Consider the following 16,682-nt stretch of genomic DNA (forward strand, 5'->3'; position numbering starts at 1 on the left):
GGCCATGGCCCTCGCATTGCCGGAAGCCGGGCGCTACTTTGCCCGCTCGCTCAAGCAGTCGCTGCGGCTCATGGTCGGGCTGCCCGATTACGACGCCTACCTGAGCCACATGGCGGCCACGCATCCGGGCCAGCCGCCGATGAGCTACGAGGCTTTCTTCCGGGAGCGCCTCGAAGCGCGCTACGGCGCGGGCAAAGGGCGCTGCTGCTAGGCCGACGGCGCCCGTCCGTCCGTTCTGTTCGCTTGACCCGCGCGGAATGCGGGTGATAGCCTGAGGGAGCCCGCGTAAGCGGGCTTTCTTTCGTCCAAGCTCGAACGAACAACAGAACGGAATCCATGACTCTTCTTCACAAGCGCCATCACTTCACCACACCCGCGCCATTGCGCGCCGCCTGCCAGAGCGCAGTACTGGCTTGCGTGCTGTTCGCTGGCGCCGCCATGGCGCAGAAGCCGCACCAGGGTGCGCTGGACGCGGCCACGCAGCAGAAGGAAGAAGCGCTGAAGCTGCTGGAGCAAATGGTCAACATCGACTCCGGCTCGGCCAACACCGAGGGGCTCGACAAGGTGCGCGAAATCGTGGTTGCAGAGCTGCGCAAGCTCGACGCGCGCATCGAGACTTTTCCGGCGGAGCCGCATCCCGGCACCAACGTGGTCGCCACGATCACCGGCCAGGGCAAGAAGAAGATCCTGATCCTCGCCCACATCGACACCGTGTTCAAGGACGGCACGGCCGCGGCCAAGCCGTTCTACATCAAGGATGGGCGTGCGTATGGCCCCGGCGTCATGGACAACAAGGGCGGCGTGGTCGCCGGGCTACAGGCGTTGAAGATCCTGCAGAAGATCGGCTTCAAGGACTATGGGCAGATCACCTTCCTCATCGACACGAACGAAGAGGTGGGGTCGATGGGCACCAGCGCGCTCATCGAGCGTATTGCCAAGCAGCACGATGTGGCATTGAACCTGGAGCCGGGCCGTCCCGCCGACGGGCTCGTGGTGGAGCGCAAGGGCTCGGCCACGGCGCTCATCGAAGTGAAGGGGCTCGCCTCGCACGCGGGCGTTGCGCCCGAGGCGGGCCGCAATGCGGCCATGGAGGTGGCGCACCAGGTGCTGCAGCTGGCGAAGACGGGCGATGCGGCGAAGAAGACCACGGTCAACTTCACGGTGCTCAATGCCAACGGGCCGACCAACGTGATTCCCGCCACGGCAAGCGCAAAGGCAGATGTGCGCGCCGCCACGCCCGAAGAGCTCGACCGCGTCGAGAAGGACCTGGTCCGCATCTCGCAGAACAAGCTGATTCCCGAGACCGAGGTGCGCGTGCGGCTGGTCCGCGGCCTGCCGCCGATGCCGCGCTCGCCTGCGTCGGACAAGCTCGTGGCCATGGCCGAGGGCATCTACGCCGAGATCGGCAAGAAGCTCACCATTGAAAGCAGCGGCGGCGCGGCCGATGCCAGCCTGGTGGCCGGAGTGGGCGTGCCGGTGCTCGACGGCTTCGGCATCGTGGGTGGCGGCATCCACACGCCGGACGAATACGCCGAAGTCGAAAGCGTGGTGCCGCGGCTCTACTTGCTGTCGCGCATGCTCATGGACCTGAGCGCCAACTGAGGCGAGATGAAGCGCGGCCTCAGGCGCGGCCTGAGGCCGCCTGTGTGAATTCCAGTTTCTTTTTGCAAGCGCTTGCTGCCACGATGCCCTCCACCGAAACAACTGGTGGAGAACATCGACATGGCATCCGAATTGAATCAAATCGCAAGCTGGTCGCTGCGCTGGCGCATCGTGCTGGCCGGCGGCCTTTGCCTGACGGCGGCGCTCTCCGCGGCGCAGCCGGCGGAACCGAAGATCGTCTTGCATGCCGAGCAGCGGTTTCAGCTGGCGCTCGAAGCACAGACCGCCCGTGACTACCGCACCATGCTCGATGAGCTCAGGCAAGCCGCCGGTGAGGGCAGTGCCGAGGCGCAGGAGATGCTCGGCATGGTGCTTCTGGCGGGGCCCACGCTTTACGGATCGGCTGTCAAGGCAGACCGCTGCGAGGCCCGCGGCTGGATGATGAAGGCAGCGTCGCAAGGCAGCGATACGGCGAAGACCCAGCTCATTTTTCTGAACAGGCTGCGCCAGTCTCCGGCGGGCAGAAGCGCTTGCGAATAGGCTTTGAACAAGTTGATTGACGGATGAGTCTGCATCCTGGCGACCGTGACCTGCGGTTACCAGAGCGTGTGCGAGGATGCTTCTTCCGGAAATGCGGGGCTAGACTCTTGGCTCGCAAACCCCTCGGTACCCACGGTACGAGACAGACTTATCATGAAACCCTGGTTGATTTACATCGCGCTTGCTTCGGCGGGCACCGCCAACGCCGCCGCTGAAAACTGCGAAGCGCTGCGTACCCAGATCGAATCGAAGATTGCCGCCGCCGGCGTCACGCGGTTCACCGTAGCCACCGTCGACGCCAACGCCGAGGCGAGCGGCCAGGTGGTGGGCAGCTGCGAGCTCGGCAGCAAGAAGATCGTTTACCAGCGCGAAGGCGCACCACCTGCACCACCCGCACCGGATGCAGCCTTGAACGGCGCGCCTCCGCGCGCGGGCGACGAACGCATCCTGACCGAATGCAAGGACGGCACGGTTTCCGTCGGCGGCGACTGCAAGAAGTAGCCGCCCGGCGCAAAGCCTCTTCCGGAGAAAACCTTGTCATCCAAAGCCTTCCGCATCGCACTCTCGGCTTCGGCCGCCGCCGTTGGCGGCATCGCGGCGTACTGGACGCTGCTGGCAACCCGCCAGGGGCACATTCTGTTCAACGCCCGCAAGCTTCCCGTCGTTCATCTGTCCGACGACTTTTCCACCTACTCGCACACGGTGCCGGGCGGCATGGTGCGCGGGTATGTCTATCACCCGCATGGCGAAGAGGCGCTGCAAGACCTCTTCATCTACTTTGCCGGCCGGGGCGAGGACGTGCGGGCCACCGCGCAGGCATTGCACTGGCTACCGGAAGGCTTCGGCTTTGCCGCTGTCAATTACCGCGGCGTGGCCGATTCGCAGGGCCATCCCTCCGAGATTGCCTCCGTGGCAGACGCCATCCAGTTTGCGCGGCACTTGCGCAAGGCCTTTCCGCAGGCGCGCCTGCATGTGGTCGGCCGCAGCCTGGGCACGGGCGTGGCCATCCAGCTGGTGGCGCAGCAGGAGTTCTCGAGCCTGCAACTGGTCACACCCTACGACTCGATGCTGGAAGTGGCCAAGCGGCGCTTTCCGCTCGTGCCGCTTTCATTGCTGCTGCGGCATCGCTTCGATTCGCTGACGCACTGCAAGGAGGTGGCCGCCAAGACGCAGGTGCTGCTGGCCGAGCATGACGATGTGGTGCTGCCCGAACGCTCGCAGAAGCTCATCGCCGCATGGCCGACACCTATCTCCGTGCAGACCGTTCCAGCCTCCGACCATCACAGCATCATGGGCCTGGAAGCGACCTGGCTCCACCTCGTCGACTTTGCGCTGACGGCCATCCTTCCGGAGCCGAAGGCCGCTTGACGGCCTAGGTGGACCAGATGCGCGGCGAGCTTGCAGGCAACTGCCACAGCTCCGCGCGCCATGCCTGCCACACTTGCCGCAGCAGCTGCATGGCGGGCTCCACCACCGGCGCGAGCACGCGCAGCACGACGATCTCCGCATGCGGGCTGGTTGCGCCCGCGCTCTCTTGCAGGCCGTGCGCATCGATGGCCGAGCGTGCGAGCGCCAGCAGTGCCTCGCGCCGCGCACGCGCGGCCGGCGTACCCGACACGAAGAACAGCGATGCAATGCAGCGATGCCCTCCGAAGCCCAGCGGGCTTTGCAGCAACCGCTCGTCGGCCGCGTCGATGCGCCCGCGCTCCAGCCAGATGCCCGGCACTTCGATGTGCTGCAGATACGTACCGCGTTCAAAGGGCTGGTTCGCGTTGGGCAAGCCCAAAGCGGTCACGTCCCAGCCGATCATCTCGGCGCCGGGCTCGGCCTCGATGGTGAGGCGGTTCTCGGCCTTGCAGCCGCTGTAGCAGATGGCCTCGAGCGGCAGCCATTCGAGCCGCGCACCCTGGGCGAGCCGGATGCGCGTGTGCTGCAGCGCCAGTTCGCCTTCGGAACGATAGAAGCGCGAAGCACCCGGTGTGGTGATGAGCCCGTGGCTGCCGTCCGCCGCTTCGATGTCGATGTCCAGTGTGTCGCCGCCTACCAGCCCGCCCGGTGGATGCACCAGCACGTTGTGGCAGATCGCATCGCCTTCGGGATAGAGGCTCTGCAGGATGCGCAGCGGCCCGTCATGGCGAAAGCGCGCAACGCTGCGAGCGGATTCCTGTCGGTAGTCGAGATGTAGGTGGGCGTGCCAGGGCATCCCTGGAGTCTAGTCGGGCGTCCTTTACTTCCATGCTCCGTCATGCGCGGCGCTCGCCTCGTCGAGCAACGCAGGCCCGATGCACTCGATAGGATGCGGCGATGCGCGAAACACATCGCGGCACGACAGCTCCGCGTCGCGCTGGTCTTGCCGCTCGCCGCGGAACACGCGCAGCCGCTCGGCGTCGATGCCGAACACCACGCGGCCGATGTTTGACCAGAAGATGGCGCCCGCGCACATCACGCAGGGCTCGCCCGATGCATAGATGGTGGCGCCCGCAAGCTCTTCGCGCGTGAGGCCTTTCCCGGCCAGCGCGCGTAGCGCATTCACCTCCGCATGCGCGGTGCAGTCGCCGGTTTCGGTGTTGCTGTTGCCGGCCTCGGCCAGCACTTCGCCGGCGGCCGAGACGATGACCGATCCGAAGGGTCGGTTGCCGCGCCTGCGTGCCGCGTGCGACCAGACGATGGCCTTGCGCAGGTAGCGTTCGTCGCGCTCGTCGAGTGTGTTTTCTTCAGGGGGTACGGTGTGGCTGTTGCTGATGTTCATGCCTTGGGTAATGTCTTGGCTCATGTCCTGGAAAGGGTGCGTTCGCTGCGCGATGGCAGCATCGATGTGTTGAAGATGGCGTCGGACGCGGGCTTGACCTTGAGGCCGAATACGTCGACGACTTCGTCGACCTGCTGCTCCAGTGTGAGCTTCTTGATGTCGCCCAGGCCGTGGCCCCGCGTGTCCGCCGCGCCCACGTATTGCGCGGTGACGCCCCAGCGTTCGAGCTCCATCTTTTCGTCGAGGATGGGTTCGCGCTGGCGCATGGCCGCGATGCTGGGCGCCGGGTTGGCAAAGGTCTCGACGATGGCGCGGTTGGTGGCGCGCAGAAAGGCCGCAACCAGCCTGGGGTTCTGCGCGATGAGGTTGCTGCTCGCAAGAATGGCGTTGCCGTACAGGTCGACGCCCGCGTCCGAATACTTGAGCACCGACAGCTCCCCGGGCTTCATGCGCGCGAAGAGCGATATGGCGGAGTCATGGAAGTAAGTGGCTGCATCGACGTCGCCGCGCACCATCACGTTGTCGCGCGCGCTGAAGTCGGTGGTCTGCCACTGGAAGGCATCGCTGCGCATGCCTTGCTTGCGCGCCACCATCGGCCAGGCGCGGCGGGTCGATTCGACGGCTGCCGCGGCCACCTTCTTGCCCGCAAGGCTCTTGAAGTCGCCGGTCACGCCGCGGTCCTTGCGGCCGATGATCACGAAGGGTGCGCGGTTGTAGTACTGGTACACGGCCTGCACCATCGGGGTGCCCGGGTTCTGCGCATTGAACTCGACCAGGGAGCTGATGTCGCCCAGGCCCAGCTGGTAGACGCCGCTCGCGATGCGCGTGATCGACGCGACAGAGCCGGCGCCGGTGTCGATGGTGACGTCCAGGCCTTCGTCCCTGTAGTAGCCCTTGCTGTGCGCAAGAAAGAACGGCGCGGTCTGGCCGTTGATGCGGAAGTCGAGCGTGAACTTGAGCGAGGTCAGCTTGCCGCCGCCCTGGGCGAACACAGCAGGAGCGGCAAGGGTGGCGGCACTGGCCGCAAGAAAGAATCGACGTTGCATGTGGGGCCTCGGAATTCTCGGGTCTTGAACCCTCCCGCCCAAGGCAGGAGGCACTTCAAGAGCAATTTCCGGGCGGGCGCACAACGGTGGTGCGTGCGCTGCTGAACGCTTCTACTCTTGCGCAAGTTCATGCACGAGCCATGCCAAGCCGCATGCCACGGTCTTTTGCTCGGGCATTGCAATCAGGGGCTGGGCAGGGGCTTGGAAGATGCGCCGTCGCGCGCCACAATGCGGGCGCGCAATTTGCATGGCAAGTGGCGCAGAGTAGAAGCGTTCAGCCCCCGCGGCAGGAAATTGCTCTTTCACGTTCGTTCGTACCCACGCGCAACAACAGAAGGAGTTCACGCATGCTCGTTACCCAACAACCCGTCTTCCGCAAGTTCTGGCATGCCGTCATGCCGCTTGCCGACCTGGCCCACGGCCCCAAGCCCTTCACGCTGCTGGGCGAAGACATCGTTCTCTTCATCGATGCCGACGGCCAGCCCGCTGCGCTGCGCGACCGCTGCTGCCATCGCACGGCCAAGCTTTCGAAGGGCTGGTGCGTCGACGGCGAAGGCAGGGCCTGCGGGCAGGGCGCCATCCAATGCGGTTATCACGGCTGGACCTACGACCGCAGCGGGCAGGTGATCCGCATTCCGCAGTACGAGCCCGACCGCAAGATTTCGCCGGAGTACAAGACGACCGCCTACCGCTGCACCGCCCGCTACGGCTATGCATGGGTGGCGCTGGAAGAACCGCTTGCGGACATTCCGGCGATTCCGGAATTCACCGACCCGGGCTACCGCACCATCTTCCAGTTCCATGAAGAGTGGCAGACCAGCCCGATGCGCGCGCTGGAAAATTCGTTCGACAACTCGCACTTCAGCTTTGTGCACCGCGCGACTTTCGGCGTGGCGGCGAGCCCGAAGCCGAGCAAGTACGTACTGGTAGAAAACGAGGGCGGCTTCTACGCAGAGACGGTGATCGAGGCGGCCAACCCGGTCAAGTTTCACGCCATCAGCGGCGTGACTGACCCGATCACCACGCGCCACATGCGCAACGCTTACTTCTTGCCGTTCTCGCGCCGGCTCGACATCGAATACCCGAGCGGCGTGCGGCACATCATCATCAACTGCTTCACACCCATCGACGATGGCCGCATGCAGCTGTGCCAATGGCTGTTCCGCAACGACACCGAGGCCGATTGCGCGGCGCAGATGCTGATCGACTTCGACGAGGAGATCACGCGCGAGGACAAGGACATCCTCGAATCAACCGATCCCGATGCGCTGGTCGACACGCGGCGGCGCGGTGTCGAATATTCGATGGAGTCCGATCGGCCGGGGATGCTGATACGCAAGCACCTGATGCAGTTGCTTGCGAAGCATGGCGAGGCGGAGGTTTATCGCGGAATGAACGCTGTGGCCATTCCGATTGCGAAGGCTGCCTGAGTTTTTTTGGCGCTGTTGGTGTTGTTCAGGGCGGCGCACCCGCCGACGGGGTACCTTTCTCCGCGAATGTCCCCCGGCCTGCGGCCTCCTCCTTTATTTCGCTGCGCAAGGCACCCCATCGACGTGTGCGTGATGAACGGTGGTCGTTGATCGGCCGCCCACCAGCAGCGTGCCCCGGTGCACAGGGCATCGGGTGCTCCGCGCAGCGAAATAAAGGAGGAGGGGCGCAGCCCCGGGGGACATTCGCGGAGGGGAGTACCCGGTGGCCTTTGCACAAGCCCCGAACAGCAGCCCCAAAACCGCAGGCCTCAGGCCTCAGACCGCAGCAGTCGCAGGATTCGGACGCGCCGCGCGCGACGTCCCTTGCGTATAGCGGTCTATCGCCAGCCCGTCCGTGCGAATCTCCGGCCGCTGACCCGTCACGAGGTCGGAGATCAGCTTGCCCGAGCCGCATGCCATCGTCCACCCCAGCGTGCCGTGGCCCGTGTTCAAAAACAGGTTCGGGTAGCGCGTGGTGCCGACGATGGGTGTGCTGTCGGGCGTCATCGGGCGCAGGCCAGTCCAGAAGGTGGCGCGCGGTAGATCGCCGCCGGGGAACAGGTCGCTCACCACCTTCTCTAGCGTGGCGCGGCGATGCGGGTTCAGCCGCAGGTCGAAACCGCCGAGCTCGGCCATGCCGCCCACGCGAATGCGGTTGTCGAAACGCGTGACCGCCACCTTGTAGGTCTCGTCGAGCACGGTCGATTGCGGCGCCAGCGACTCGTCAACGAGCGGCACGGTGAGCGAATAGCCCTTGACGGGATACACCGGAATGTCCAGCCCCAGCGATGCGATGGCCGCACGCGAATAGCTGCCGAAGGCCATCACGTAGCGGTCGGCCGTAAGAATTTTGCCTGCCTTGGTGCGCACGCCGGTGATGCGGCCGCCGTCGGTCTCCAGTCCGTCGATGGTTTGGCCGAAGCGGAAGTCCACGCCCAGGCCGCGCGCGATGTCGGCAAGGCCGCGAGTGAACAGGTGGCAGTCGCCGGTTTCGTCGTTCGGCAGGCGCAGGCCGCCCGAGAGCCGGTCGCGCGCACCGGCCAGCGCCGGCTCAACACGCGCGAGCGCATCGCGGTCGAGCAGTTCGTAGGGCACGCCGCATTCCTCGAGCACCGCAATGTCGCGCTGCACTGCATCGAGCTGCGCCTGAGTGCGGAACAGCTGCAGCGTGCCGCCGGTGCGTTGTTCGTATTGAAGGCCCGTTTCGGCGCGCAGTTGCTGCAGGCAGCCGCGGCTGTATTCGGCCACGCGCATCATGCGTTCCTTGTTCACCGCGTAGCGCTCCGGCGAGCAGTTGCGCAGCATCGCCGCCATCCAGCGCAGCTGGAACAGCGTGCCGTCCGGGCGGATCGACAGCGGCGCGTGCTTCTGGAACATCCACTTGATCGCCTTCAGCGGAATGCCCGGCGCGGCCCATGGCGTCGAGTAGCCGGGCGACACCTGCCCGGCGTTGCCGAAGCTGGTTTCTTCGGCCGGGCCGGCCTGCCGGTCGAGCAGCGTCACGTCGGCGCCGGAGCGCGCGAGGTAGTAGGCCGTCGTGGTGCCGATCACGCCGCCGCCAAGAACGATGACTTTCATGGATATTTACCAGATTGAAGGTGAATACACGAAATCTAAGGCGCACAATGCGGTGGATTTCATCGTTTTCAAGCGGCTTTCAGTGAAAGTCACTGAAAACTTTTGCCCAATGCCCTGCGAGGAGTGAAATGCCCGAACTCGACCGCATCGACCGCAAGATCCTCGACCTGCTGCAGCGCCAGGGCCGCATTTCCATGACCGAACTGGCCGAGCGCATCGGCCTGTCGGCATCGCCTTGCGCCGAACGCGTGAAGCGCATGGAGCGCGAAGGCGTCATCAGCGGCTACCACGCGCATGTGTCGCCCGAGGCGCTGGGCAAGACGCTGCTGGTGTTCGTCGAAATCAAGCTTTCCGCCAAGTCGGGCGACGTGTTCGACAAGGTCCGCAAGGAACTGCTCCACATGCCCGAGGTGCTCGAGTGCCACCTGGTCTCGGGCAGCTTCGACTACCTGGTGAAGGCGCGCCTGAGCGGCATGAGCGAGTACCGGCACCTCTTGGGCGACATTCTCAAGAAGCTGCCCGTGGCGGCCGAGTCGCACAGCTACGTGGTGATGGAAGAAATCAAGGAAACGCTGATGCTCGCGGTCGACCGTTGAGTACTGCCGCCGTTCAGCGCGCCGCGCTCGCGCGCTTGGCGTAGCGGTCGCCCCAATCGGCCAGCGGCCCAAGCGCGGCATTGAGCGATGCGCCGAGCTTCGTCTCCGAATACTCCACCCGCGGCGGCACTTCGTGGAACACCTCGCGGTGCACGATGCCGTCCGCCTCCAGTTCGCGCAGTTGCTGGATCAGCATCTTCTCGCTGATGTCCGGCAAGAGCCGCTTCAGCTCGCCGAAGCGGCGCGGCTGCGCATGAAGCTCCCAAAGGATCACGGCTTTCCACTTGCCGCCGATGACCTCGAACGCGGGGCCGATGCCGCAGTTGTAGGGTTTTTTGGCTTTCATCCGTTCTTGCCCTTGCTGGTTCAATACATATGTTTTGGTAAGTACCTCACTTTATTGTAGGTACTTGACCGTTGGAGAGTGCAATTCCTACGATGCAGGCCTCTTCACAACTTGCGGACGACTGGCATGAGCAACAAGGACATTACCGTCTTGGGCCTGGGATCGATGGGCGTGACCATCGCACGGCTCTACCTCGACAAGGGCTACAAGGTCACGGTGTGGAACCGCACGGCCGACAAGGCAGCGGCGCTGGTGGGCCGCGGTGCCGTGCTCGCGCGCAGTGCCGCCGAAGCCTTGCGCGCAAGCCCGGTGGCACTGATGTGCGTGTATGACTACCGCGCGGCCGACGCGATTCTTGGCGCCGAGGGCGTGGCCGCGGCAATGGACGGCCGCCTGCTGGTGCAGCTCACCACCGGCAGTCCGCAGGACGCGCGCAATGCCGAAGCCTGGGCACACCGCCAGGGCGCGATCTACCTCGACGGCGCCATACAGGCCGCGCCCGACCAGATGGGGCAGCCCGACACGCCCATTCTCATGTCGGGTGCACAACATGTGTTTCGCGCGGCCGAGCCGTTGCTCGGCGTGCTGGGCGGCGGCATCGTGTACCTGGGCGAAAAGGCGAGCGCCGCCGCGGCCATGGACCTGGCCACGCTCTCAACCATCTACGGCACCATGCTCGGCTTCTTGCACGGCGCGCGCGTGGCCGAGCACGAGGGCTTCGACGTGGCGGAATACGGCCGCATCGTGGCGGGCATCATGCCCACCTTCGCCGGGTTCCTGCAGCACGAAGGCAGCGTCATCCAGTCGGGCAATTTCGCGATATCGCAAAGCCCCATGCGCATTTCGGTGGAAGCGACCCAGCGCATCCTGCAGACCGCGCAGCAGGCCGGCATCAACACAGAGTTTCCGGCGTTCGCGGCAGGGTTGTTCCAGCGGGCCGATGCAGCGGGGCTGGATGGCGAGGAGCTCGCCGCGCTGATCAAGCTGCTGCGCAGCTGAAGGGCCTGTTTGGGGCTAAAAAGGGCATGAAATCCTGCGGCAGCCGGAAAAAGTGTGAACAATTACACTACGCCCCGCTTTACAGGACACTTTAATGAAGTGGGTTATTCTCGCCATCTTCGCGCTCAGCGCACTCTACGTTCACTTCCGCGGCCAGGTCCGGCATCGTTTTTTCAGGCAGCTTTCTGATCATTCGACCTTCCTGGCGCCGTTGAACGCTTTCATGTACATCTTCTCGAAGGTGCCGAGCACGCCGTACCTTTCGCCCGCGCAGTTTCCGGAGATGCGCGTGCTCGAAGAGAACTGGCAGGTCATTCGCGAGGAAGCGCTGGCCATGCGCAATGGCGGCAGCATCAAGGCCTCGAGCCAGTTCAATGACGTGGGTTTCAACTCCTTCTTCAAGAGCGGCTGGAAGCGCTTCTACCTGAAGTGGTACGACGATGCGCACCCCTCCGCAGCCGTGCTGTGCCCCCGCACCACCGAATTGCTCAAGGGCATCGGCACCATCAAGGCCGCCATGTTTGCCGAGCTCCCGCCGGGCAGCCGCCTGGTGCGCCACCGCGATCCGTTTGCGGGCTCGCTGCGCTACCACCTCGGCTTGTGGACGCCGGGCGTCGAGGGCTGCTACATCGACGTGGACGGCCAGCGCTACCACTGGCGCGACGGCGAGGCCGTGGTGTTCGACGAAACCTACATCCACTACGCCGAGAACACGACCGACAAGGACCGCGTGATCCTGTTCTGCGACATCGAGCGCCCGCTGAAGTACCGCTGGGCCAGCGCCGTGAACCGCTGGTTTGCAAAGAACCTGCTGGCGGCGGCCGCTTCGCCCAACGATGTTGGCGACAAGACCGGCGGCATCAACCGCGCGTTCAAGTACATCTACCAGATCCGCGTCATCGGCAAGCGTCTCAAGGCCTGGGACAAGCGCGCGTACTACCTTGTGAAGTGGTCGATCTTCGGCGGCCTTGCACTCTGGATCTTCTGGTAAGGCGCTATCCTGTCCTTTGCCGCGCGGTGCCTGGCCACCGCTGCCAGCACATGTCCTTCGCAGACAAAGACCTGCCCATTCCAGTCGACCTTGCCAGCGCCCAGGCGCTGATCGAGGCGGTTCAGAGCGAGGCCGGCGCGCAGCAAATCGCCCTGCGGGTGCCGCCGCCCGAGCCCACCACCTGCTGCCGGGCGCGGCTGCAACGGCTGCGTGTGGGAAGGCTGGCTGGCAGCCATCGCGTATTGGCGCGATGAGGCGTCGCTGCTGCTCAGTTCACCGTAAAGTGCCGCTGCAGCGGCAGTAGCTCACAGATATCTGAATGCCCGGGCGGTTGTCGCCATATAGAGTCTCCGGAACAGAAAATTCAGGAGGAACCCATATGACAGCGATTCGCCCGCGCAACGCCGCGCGCCTCGTTTCCGTTCTGGCTTTGCCGCTGGTCATTGCGCTTGCCGGATGCAAACCGCAACCGATGGAGGCGCCATCCGCCGCGTCTGGCCTGGTGGTGCCCGAGAAGCAGCAAGCCGAAAAGCTCAATGCCTACGTCGTGGCTTATAACAAGCTGCTGCAGTGGCACAGCTTCGGAAAGATCCTGCGGGAGTACCGGCGCTCCAACCCGAAGATCGCCAAGGCCGGTGTACCGCTCGATAGCTACAGCGTTGGGGTCATCCGTGACGTCGATCGTCCCCTCAGCGCTTTCGAAGAGGCGATAGTCATGACGCAGCAGTTACCGGAACTGGATGCCCCGGGAAGGGCGCTCAAGGCAGCGCTCGAAGCGCTCAATCCGCTGCTCAAGGAAGCTATTGCCTACGAGACCACCAAGGAATATCTGAGTGACAAGGGCGCCAAGGCGCGCCAGATGGATGCGCCGCTGTTGGCCGCGCTCGATGCCGCCGACAAAGCCACCCACGCGTTCGGCACCGCTTTGTCGGCGCAGACGCTCAAGCGCGACGAAGCGGCGCTGGCAATGCTCAAGCCGGGCACCGTAGCCTTTCACAAGCTGAAGGTGTCGCTTGAAATCCGTAAGCTCGCCATCGCAGTCAAGGGGGCGCTCGACGACAAGGAGAACGTATCCGCCATCGATCCCGCGCTGCAGGCCGTGAGTGCCGCAAACTCCGAGCTTGGCACCCTACGCAAAGATCCGAATGCGGCATCTGCATGGGACCCGGTGTGCGCGATGTACAAGGACAAGATCGACAGCCTGATCGGGGTCACGCGGACCTTGATGAGTGCCATGAAGGGCGGTTCGGGCAAAGGGGTCGCCGATGCCGCCAATCAGTGGTTCGACGTGCGCAACGAGGCGGTCGATGCGTCGAACAACTGCGGCGGTTGAGAGCATGGCACGTACCGGAGGGCGCGTGCCAAACAGTCACTGGCCGCGCGCTTCCCAGAAGCCGCGGTGCGTGGCGATCATTTCGTCGGCGACTTCAGGCACCGGCCCGATCACCTCGATCTTCTTCTGTCCGCGCGCGAACACTTCGCGACAGGGCAGGCTCAGCGTGGGGTTCTCGGGATGGTCGCCCGTGAGCGCGAGCAATGCGGTTTCTTCCGCCCCGTAAATAACGCGGCCAATGTTGGCCCAGTAGCTGGTGCCCGCACACATGGCGCAGGGCTCGAAGGTGGTGACCAGCGTGCATCGCCACAGGTAGTCCGCCGGCCAGTTCTGCGCGGCATGGCGCGCGAGCGTGGCTTCGGCGTGATTCACCGTGTCGATGTTGCCCTGCTCGGCGAGGATGGTCTCGCCGTCGGGCGCGACGAGCACGGCGCCGAAGGGGTGCCGGCCCATCGCCATCGCGCGGCGGGCGACCTCGTCGGCCCGGCGCAGCGCACGGATGATCTGGTCGCGCGTCATCCGTGGTGCCTTATTGGTTTTGCGAACCGCGGTGCGCCCAGCCGGTCGTGTGCTTCTCGATCACGCTGAAGAGCTCATACATCAGCATGGCCATGGCGCCCACCACCATCAGGCCCGCGAAGGCCAAGCCCATCTGCATGGCCGAGCCGGCAGAAATCAGCAGGTAGCCGATGCCTTCGTTGGCGGCCGTCATCTCGCTCACCGTGGTGCCGACAAAAGCCAGCGTGATCGCGACCTTGAGCGAGCCGAAGAAGTAGGGCATGGAGCGCGGCAGGCCGATCTTCATGAGCACGTCCCAGCGCTTGGCGCCGAGCACGCGCAGCACGTCTTCCAGTTCGGGCTCGAGCGTGGCAAGGCCGGTGGCAATGTTGACCATGATCGGGAAGAAGCTGATCAAAAAGGCCGTGAGAATGGCCGGGCCGACGCCGATGCCGAACCACACCACCAGGATGGGCACGAAGGCCGCCTTCGGCAGCGCGTTGAAGGCCGTCATGAGCGGATAGATCGCCGCGTACGCGATGCGCGAACTGCCGATCACAAAACCCAGCAGCACGCCCACCACAATGGCCAGGCCGAAGCCCGCCATCGTGACCCAGAAGGTGCGCCACGCATGGCCCGCGATGATTTCCTTGAATTCCCAGAACTGGTTCCAGATGCGCAGCGGGCTCGGAAAGATGAAGTCCGAAACGCCGAAGCCTGCGCAGATCACCTGCCACAGCAGGATCACCGCAACCAGCAGCAGCCAGGGCGACCAGCGTTCGATTTGCTTGGTGTTCTTCATGGCGCGCCTTCAGTGGGACACCGCGGCCGCTGTCTGCGCCGCGCTGATGCCCGTGTTTCGAATGGCGCCGATGTGCCCGCGCAGTTCCAGCACGATGTCGGTGAACTCCTTGGTGTAGGTGAGCTCCAGCTCGCGCGGACGCGGCAGCTCGATTTCGCGCTTGACCACGAATCGGCCCGGGCTCTTGCTCATCACGTACACCGTGTCGGCCAGAAATACGCTTTCGCGCAGGTCGTGCGTCACCAGGATGACGTTGAACTGCTGCTCGGTCCAGAGGTCGCGCAGGATGCACCAGAGCTCCTCGCGCGTGAAGGCGTCGAGCGCGCCGAAGGGCTCGTCGAGCAGCAGCATCTTGGGCTCGTGGATGAGCGCGCGGCAAATGCTTGCGCGCTGCTGCATGCCGCCCGAAAGCTGCCACGGAAACTTGTCTTCGTAGCCCGCGAGGCCCACCTTCTGCAGCAGCTTGCGCGCGCGCTCGACGTATTCCTTGCGCTTGGCCTTGAAGCTGGAGCGATAGGGCTCGACGATTTCGAGCGGCAGCAGCACGTTGTCGACCGTGGTGCGCCACGGCAGCAGCGAAGGCGCCTGAAACGCCATGCCCGAGATCTTGAGCGGCCCGGTCACGGGCTGGCCGTCGATGCGGATCTTGCCCATCGAAGGCATCTTGAGGCCCGTGGTGAGCTTCATGAAGGTCGACTTGCCGCAGCCCGAGGGCCCGACGATGGCAATGAACTCTCCGCGCTTCACCTTCAGGTCGATGGCCTCGACCGCGAAGTGGTTGGCGCGCAGAAGCTCCTCGTTGTAGGCGAGCCAGACGTCCTGAAAGTCGACGAAGGGTGCGGCGGCCTCGCTCGATGCGTCCGCCTGCATCACTTGCGCAGCACGCCGTTGAGTTCGGCCGCGGGCGGCAGCAGCGCGGCAGTCCACACGGCGTCGGGGCTCACGCGCGTCTTGGTGTTGAACGCGTCCGACACTTGCGAGGCCATCAGCGACATGCGGCCCGCATTGACCACGCCGAAGCCTTCGCTGCGCGCGTCGGCGCTGTTGATCACGGTGTCGATGGCCAGCTGCAGGCGGCGGGTTTCGAGCTTGCTGTCGATGATGCCGTCGCGCGCCTTCACCGACTCGATGCCCATCGCCGGATTGGCAATGACTTCCTTCGCTCCCTTGGCAAAGGCCGAGAGGAATTTCTTCACTGCCTGGGGGTTCTCCTTGATGAGCTTGGGCGACGCGATGATCACGTTGCCATAGAGCTTCACGCCGTAGTCGGGGTAGGGCAGCACGACAATGTCGGCAGCCTTGGCGCCGCGCGCCTCCAGGTTCAGCAGCGAGGTAAACGTGAAGCCCGTGATCGCGTCGATGTCGCCGCGGATCAGCATGGTTTCGCGCAGCGTCGGATCCATGGCGGTCCAGTTGACTGCGCCGATGTTGTTGGCCTTGGCAAAGATCGGGAATGCGCGGCGGCCCGCGTCGAACACCGGCGCGCCGAGCTTCTTGCCGGCCAGGTCGGCCGGCTTGGCGATGCCGCTCTTCTTCAGCGTCATGACCGAGGCCGGCGTGTTGTTGTAGACCATCATCACCGCGACCGGCTTGTTGGGGCTGTCGGGGTTGTTGGCGTGGAATTCCATCAGCGCGGCAAGGTCGGCAAAGCCCATTTCGTAGGCGCCGGAGGCCACGCGCGTCACCGTGCCGCCCGAGCCGTTGCCCGCGTCGATGGTCACGTCCAGGCCGGCGGCCTTGAAGTAGCCCTTGGCGGCCGGGTGCAGGAACAGCGCGGCCGGACCTTCGAAGCGCCAGTCGAGCTGGAACTTGATCGGCGTCGTGGTCTGGGCAAGGGCCGAAGAAAGGCCGAAGCTGAGGGCCGAGGCGGCGAGGAAGGACTGGAGCAGTTGGCGCTTGTTCATGCGAAATCCGTTGGAGGTGAATGCTTCTGCATTCAAGCAAAAACGGTGCCCGCACGCGATTGGTGCGAACCCTCCCGATGAACTGCCGCGGTGCAGAGTTGGGGCGCCAGCGTGGCTATGGCGCACCCGTTTTGTGAGTTCTCGCGAATTTCAGCCGAAAGAAGCTTGAAGCTTGAACCAATTTGGGGCGCCGGCTTGCCGGCCGGCGCCACAGGTGTCGGCGTCGTCG

Annotated in this window: 19 protein-coding genes and 1 pseudogene; 11 read left to right on the top strand and 9 right to left on the bottom strand. The window is 64.7% G+C overall.

What is annotated here, in order from left to right; genetic code table 11:
* Positions 1 to 4 precede the first annotated feature (4 nt).
* The 5 genes from EJI00_RS13875 (at position 5) to EJI00_RS13895 (ending at position 3,510) form a co-directional block, all read left to right on the top strand.
* Positions 5 to 211, top strand: a complete 207-nt coding sequence (locus tag EJI00_RS13875) for a YbdD/YjiX family protein (protein WP_126748093.1) — start codon at positions 5 to 7, stop codon at positions 209 to 211.
* Between the two features lie 125 nt (positions 212 to 336).
* Positions 337 to 1,602, top strand: a complete 1,266-nt coding sequence (locus EJI00_RS13880) for a glutamate carboxypeptidase (protein WP_126748094.1) — start codon at positions 337 to 339, stop codon at positions 1,600 to 1,602.
* 120 nt (positions 1,603 to 1,722) lie between these two features.
* The gene (locus tag EJI00_RS13885; RefSeq protein ID WP_126748196.1) at positions 1,723 to 2,142 is read left to right on the top strand and encodes a sel1 repeat family protein; all 420 of its coding nucleotides are present in this window, start codon (positions 1,723 to 1,725) and stop codon (positions 2,140 to 2,142) included.
* Between the two features lie 153 nt (positions 2,143 to 2,295).
* On the top strand, positions 2,296 to 2,643 hold the full coding sequence (locus tag EJI00_RS13890; protein ID WP_126748095.1) for a DUF1161 domain-containing protein: 348 nt from the start codon (positions 2,296 to 2,298) through the stop codon (positions 2,641 to 2,643).
* Between the two features lie 33 nt (positions 2,644 to 2,676).
* Positions 2,677 to 3,510: an alpha/beta hydrolase gene (locus EJI00_RS13895; protein ID WP_126748096.1), complete on the top strand. Its 834-nt coding sequence runs from the start codon at positions 2,677 to 2,679 to the stop codon at positions 3,508 to 3,510.
* A 4-nt stretch (positions 3,511 to 3,514) separates the two neighbouring features.
* Here EJI00_RS13895 and EJI00_RS13900 read toward each other — a convergent pair whose 3' ends face one another.
* From EJI00_RS13900 to EJI00_RS13910, 3 genes are read right to left on the bottom strand one after another with little or no spacing between them, the layout of a single operon-like run.
* Positions 3,515 to 4,345 carry an urease accessory protein UreD gene (locus EJI00_RS13900; RefSeq protein WP_126748097.1) on the bottom strand — a complete coding sequence of 277 codons (831 nt, stop codon included), beginning with the start codon at positions 4,343 to 4,345 and terminating at the stop codon, positions 3,515 to 3,517.
* Between the two features lie 24 nt (positions 4,346 to 4,369).
* Entirely contained in the window at positions 4,370 to 4,891 is a 522-nt protein-coding gene (locus EJI00_RS13905) for a nucleoside deaminase (protein WP_126748197.1), read from the bottom strand.
* A 20-nt stretch (positions 4,892 to 4,911) separates the two neighbouring features.
* A complete protein-coding gene (locus EJI00_RS13910; RefSeq protein WP_126748098.1) occupies positions 4,912 to 5,937 on the bottom strand; it encodes an ABC transporter substrate-binding protein in 1,026 nt (341 codons plus the stop codon).
* Positions 5,938 to 6,284: 347 nt separating this feature from the next.
* On the opposite strand from EJI00_RS13910, the gene EJI00_RS13915 reads away from it, so the two are divergent.
* The gene (locus EJI00_RS13915) at positions 6,285 to 7,367 is read left to right on the top strand and encodes an aromatic ring-hydroxylating oxygenase subunit alpha (RefSeq protein WP_126748099.1); all 1,083 of its coding nucleotides are present in this window, start codon (positions 6,285 to 6,287) and stop codon (positions 7,365 to 7,367) included.
* Between the two features lie 315 nt (positions 7,368 to 7,682).
* Here EJI00_RS13915 and EJI00_RS13920 read toward each other — a convergent pair whose 3' ends face one another.
* Positions 7,683 to 8,984 carry a D-amino acid dehydrogenase gene (locus EJI00_RS13920; RefSeq protein WP_126748100.1) on the bottom strand — a complete coding sequence of 434 codons (1,302 nt, stop codon included), beginning with the start codon at positions 8,982 to 8,984 and terminating at the stop codon, positions 7,683 to 7,685.
* A gap of 128 nt (positions 8,985 to 9,112) precedes the next feature.
* Between EJI00_RS13920 and EJI00_RS13925 the strand changes: the two genes are divergently transcribed.
* The gene (locus tag EJI00_RS13925) at positions 9,113 to 9,580 is read left to right on the top strand and encodes a winged helix-turn-helix transcriptional regulator (RefSeq protein WP_055803119.1); all 468 of its coding nucleotides are present in this window, start codon (positions 9,113 to 9,115) and stop codon (positions 9,578 to 9,580) included.
* 13 nt (positions 9,581 to 9,593) lie between these two features.
* Here EJI00_RS13925 and EJI00_RS13930 read toward each other — a convergent pair whose 3' ends face one another.
* On the bottom strand, positions 9,594 to 9,926 hold the full coding sequence (locus EJI00_RS13930) for a winged helix-turn-helix transcriptional regulator (RefSeq protein ID WP_126748101.1): 333 nt from the start codon (positions 9,924 to 9,926) through the stop codon (positions 9,594 to 9,596).
* Positions 9,927 to 10,052: 126 nt separating this feature from the next.
* Here EJI00_RS13930 and EJI00_RS13935 point away from each other — a divergent pair, with 126 nt between their 5' ends.
* From EJI00_RS13935 to EJI00_RS13950, 4 genes and pseudogenes are all read left to right on the top strand, one after another.
* Entirely contained in the window at positions 10,053 to 10,925 is an 873-nt protein-coding gene (locus tag EJI00_RS13935; RefSeq protein WP_126748102.1) for an NAD(P)-dependent oxidoreductase, read from the top strand.
* Positions 10,926 to 11,019: 94 nt separating this feature from the next.
* Positions 11,020 to 11,916, top strand: a complete 897-nt coding sequence (lpxO, locus tag EJI00_RS13940; protein ID WP_126748103.1) for a lipid A hydroxylase LpxO — start codon at positions 11,020 to 11,022, stop codon at positions 11,914 to 11,916.
* A 50-nt stretch (positions 11,917 to 11,966) separates the two neighbouring features.
* Positions 11,967 to 12,198, top strand: a pseudogene (locus tag EJI00_RS13945) (oxidoreductase-like domain-containing protein).
* Between the two features lie 97 nt (positions 12,199 to 12,295).
* Positions 12,296 to 13,249 (top strand): DUF3829 domain-containing protein, encoded by a 954-nt coding sequence (locus EJI00_RS13950; RefSeq protein ID WP_185868134.1) that lies wholly within the window; start codon positions 12,296 to 12,298, stop codon positions 13,247 to 13,249.
* 36 nt (positions 13,250 to 13,285) lie between these two features.
* Here EJI00_RS13950 and EJI00_RS13955 read toward each other — a convergent pair whose 3' ends face one another.
* From EJI00_RS13955 to EJI00_RS13970, 4 genes are read right to left on the bottom strand one after another with little or no spacing between them, the layout of a single operon-like run.
* Positions 13,286 to 13,768 (bottom strand): nucleoside deaminase, encoded by a 483-nt coding sequence (locus EJI00_RS13955; RefSeq protein ID WP_126748105.1) that lies wholly within the window; start codon positions 13,766 to 13,768, stop codon positions 13,286 to 13,288.
* Between the two features lie 10 nt (positions 13,769 to 13,778).
* Positions 13,779 to 14,549, bottom strand: a complete 771-nt coding sequence (locus EJI00_RS13960; RefSeq protein ID WP_124956406.1) for an ABC transporter permease — start codon at positions 14,547 to 14,549, stop codon at positions 13,779 to 13,781.
* A gap of 9 nt (positions 14,550 to 14,558) precedes the next feature.
* Positions 14,559 to 15,419: an ABC transporter ATP-binding protein gene (locus tag EJI00_RS13965; protein ID WP_126748198.1), complete on the bottom strand. Its 861-nt coding sequence runs from the start codon at positions 15,417 to 15,419 to the stop codon at positions 14,559 to 14,561.
* Positions 15,419 to 16,453 (bottom strand): ABC transporter substrate-binding protein, encoded by a 1,035-nt coding sequence (locus EJI00_RS13970; RefSeq protein WP_126748106.1) that lies wholly within the window; start codon positions 16,451 to 16,453, stop codon positions 15,419 to 15,421. The genes EJI00_RS13965 and EJI00_RS13970 overlap by 1 nt, the downstream gene beginning before the upstream one ends.
* Between the last annotated feature and the right edge of the window lie 229 nt (positions 16,454 to 16,682).

It is taken from the genome of Variovorax sp. DXTD-1 (assembly GCF_003984625.1).
Classification (GTDB): domain Bacteria; phylum Pseudomonadota; class Gammaproteobacteria; order Burkholderiales; family Burkholderiaceae_C; genus Variovorax.

What these genes read in the sequence shown, in the direction of transcription:
- EJI00_RS13970 (WP_126748106.1), bottom strand. Translation starts at nt 16,453, where the DNA reads ATGAACAAGCGCCAACTGCTCCAGTCCTTCCTCGCCGCCTCGGCCCTC.
- EJI00_RS13915 (WP_126748099.1), top strand. Translation starts at nt 6,285, where the DNA reads ATGCTCGTTACCCAACAACCCGTCTTCCGCAAGTTCTGGCATGCCGTC.
- EJI00_RS13885 (WP_126748196.1), top strand. Translation starts at nt 1,723, where the DNA reads ATGGCATCCGAATTGAATCAAATCGCAAGCTGGTCGCTGCGCTGGCGC.
- EJI00_RS13900 (WP_126748097.1), bottom strand. Translation starts at nt 4,345, where the DNA reads ATGCCCTGGCACGCCCACCTACATCTCGACTACCGACAGGAATCCGCT.
- EJI00_RS13890 (WP_126748095.1), top strand. Translation starts at nt 2,296, where the DNA reads ATGAAACCCTGGTTGATTTACATCGCGCTTGCTTCGGCGGGCACCGCC.
- EJI00_RS13925 (WP_055803119.1), top strand. Translation starts at nt 9,113, where the DNA reads ATGCCCGAACTCGACCGCATCGACCGCAAGATCCTCGACCTGCTGCAG.
- EJI00_RS13935 (WP_126748102.1), top strand. Translation starts at nt 10,053, where the DNA reads ATGAGCAACAAGGACATTACCGTCTTGGGCCTGGGATCGATGGGCGTG.
- EJI00_RS13875 (WP_126748093.1), top strand. Translation starts at nt 5, where the DNA reads ATGGCCCTCGCATTGCCGGAAGCCGGGCGCTACTTTGCCCGCTCGCTC.
- EJI00_RS13910 (WP_126748098.1), bottom strand. Translation starts at nt 5,937, where the DNA reads ATGCAACGTCGATTCTTTCTTGCGGCCAGTGCCGCCACCCTTGCCGCT.
- EJI00_RS13880 (WP_126748094.1), top strand. Translation starts at nt 337, where the DNA reads ATGACTCTTCTTCACAAGCGCCATCACTTCACCACACCCGCGCCATTG.
- EJI00_RS13960 (WP_124956406.1), bottom strand. Translation starts at nt 14,549, where the DNA reads ATGAAGAACACCAAGCAAATCGAACGCTGGTCGCCCTGGCTGCTGCTG.
- EJI00_RS13965 (WP_126748198.1), bottom strand. Translation starts at nt 15,419, where the DNA reads ATGCAGGCGGACGCATCGAGCGAGGCCGCCGCACCCTTCGTCGACTTT.
- EJI00_RS13950 (WP_185868134.1), top strand. Translation starts at nt 12,296, where the DNA reads ATGACAGCGATTCGCCCGCGCAACGCCGCGCGCCTCGTTTCCGTTCTG.
- EJI00_RS13930 (WP_126748101.1), bottom strand. Translation starts at nt 9,926, where the DNA reads ATGAAAGCCAAAAAACCCTACAACTGCGGCATCGGCCCCGCGTTCGAG.
- EJI00_RS13920 (WP_126748100.1), bottom strand. Translation starts at nt 8,984, where the DNA reads ATGAAAGTCATCGTTCTTGGCGGCGGCGTGATCGGCACCACGACGGCC.
- EJI00_RS13905 (WP_126748197.1), bottom strand. Translation starts at nt 4,891, where the DNA reads ATGAACATCAGCAACAGCCACACCGTACCCCCTGAAGAAAACACACTC.
- lpxO (WP_126748103.1), top strand. Translation starts at nt 11,020, where the DNA reads ATGAAGTGGGTTATTCTCGCCATCTTCGCGCTCAGCGCACTCTACGTT.
- EJI00_RS13955 (WP_126748105.1), bottom strand. Translation starts at nt 13,768, where the DNA reads ATGACGCGCGACCAGATCATCCGTGCGCTGCGCCGGGCCGACGAGGTC.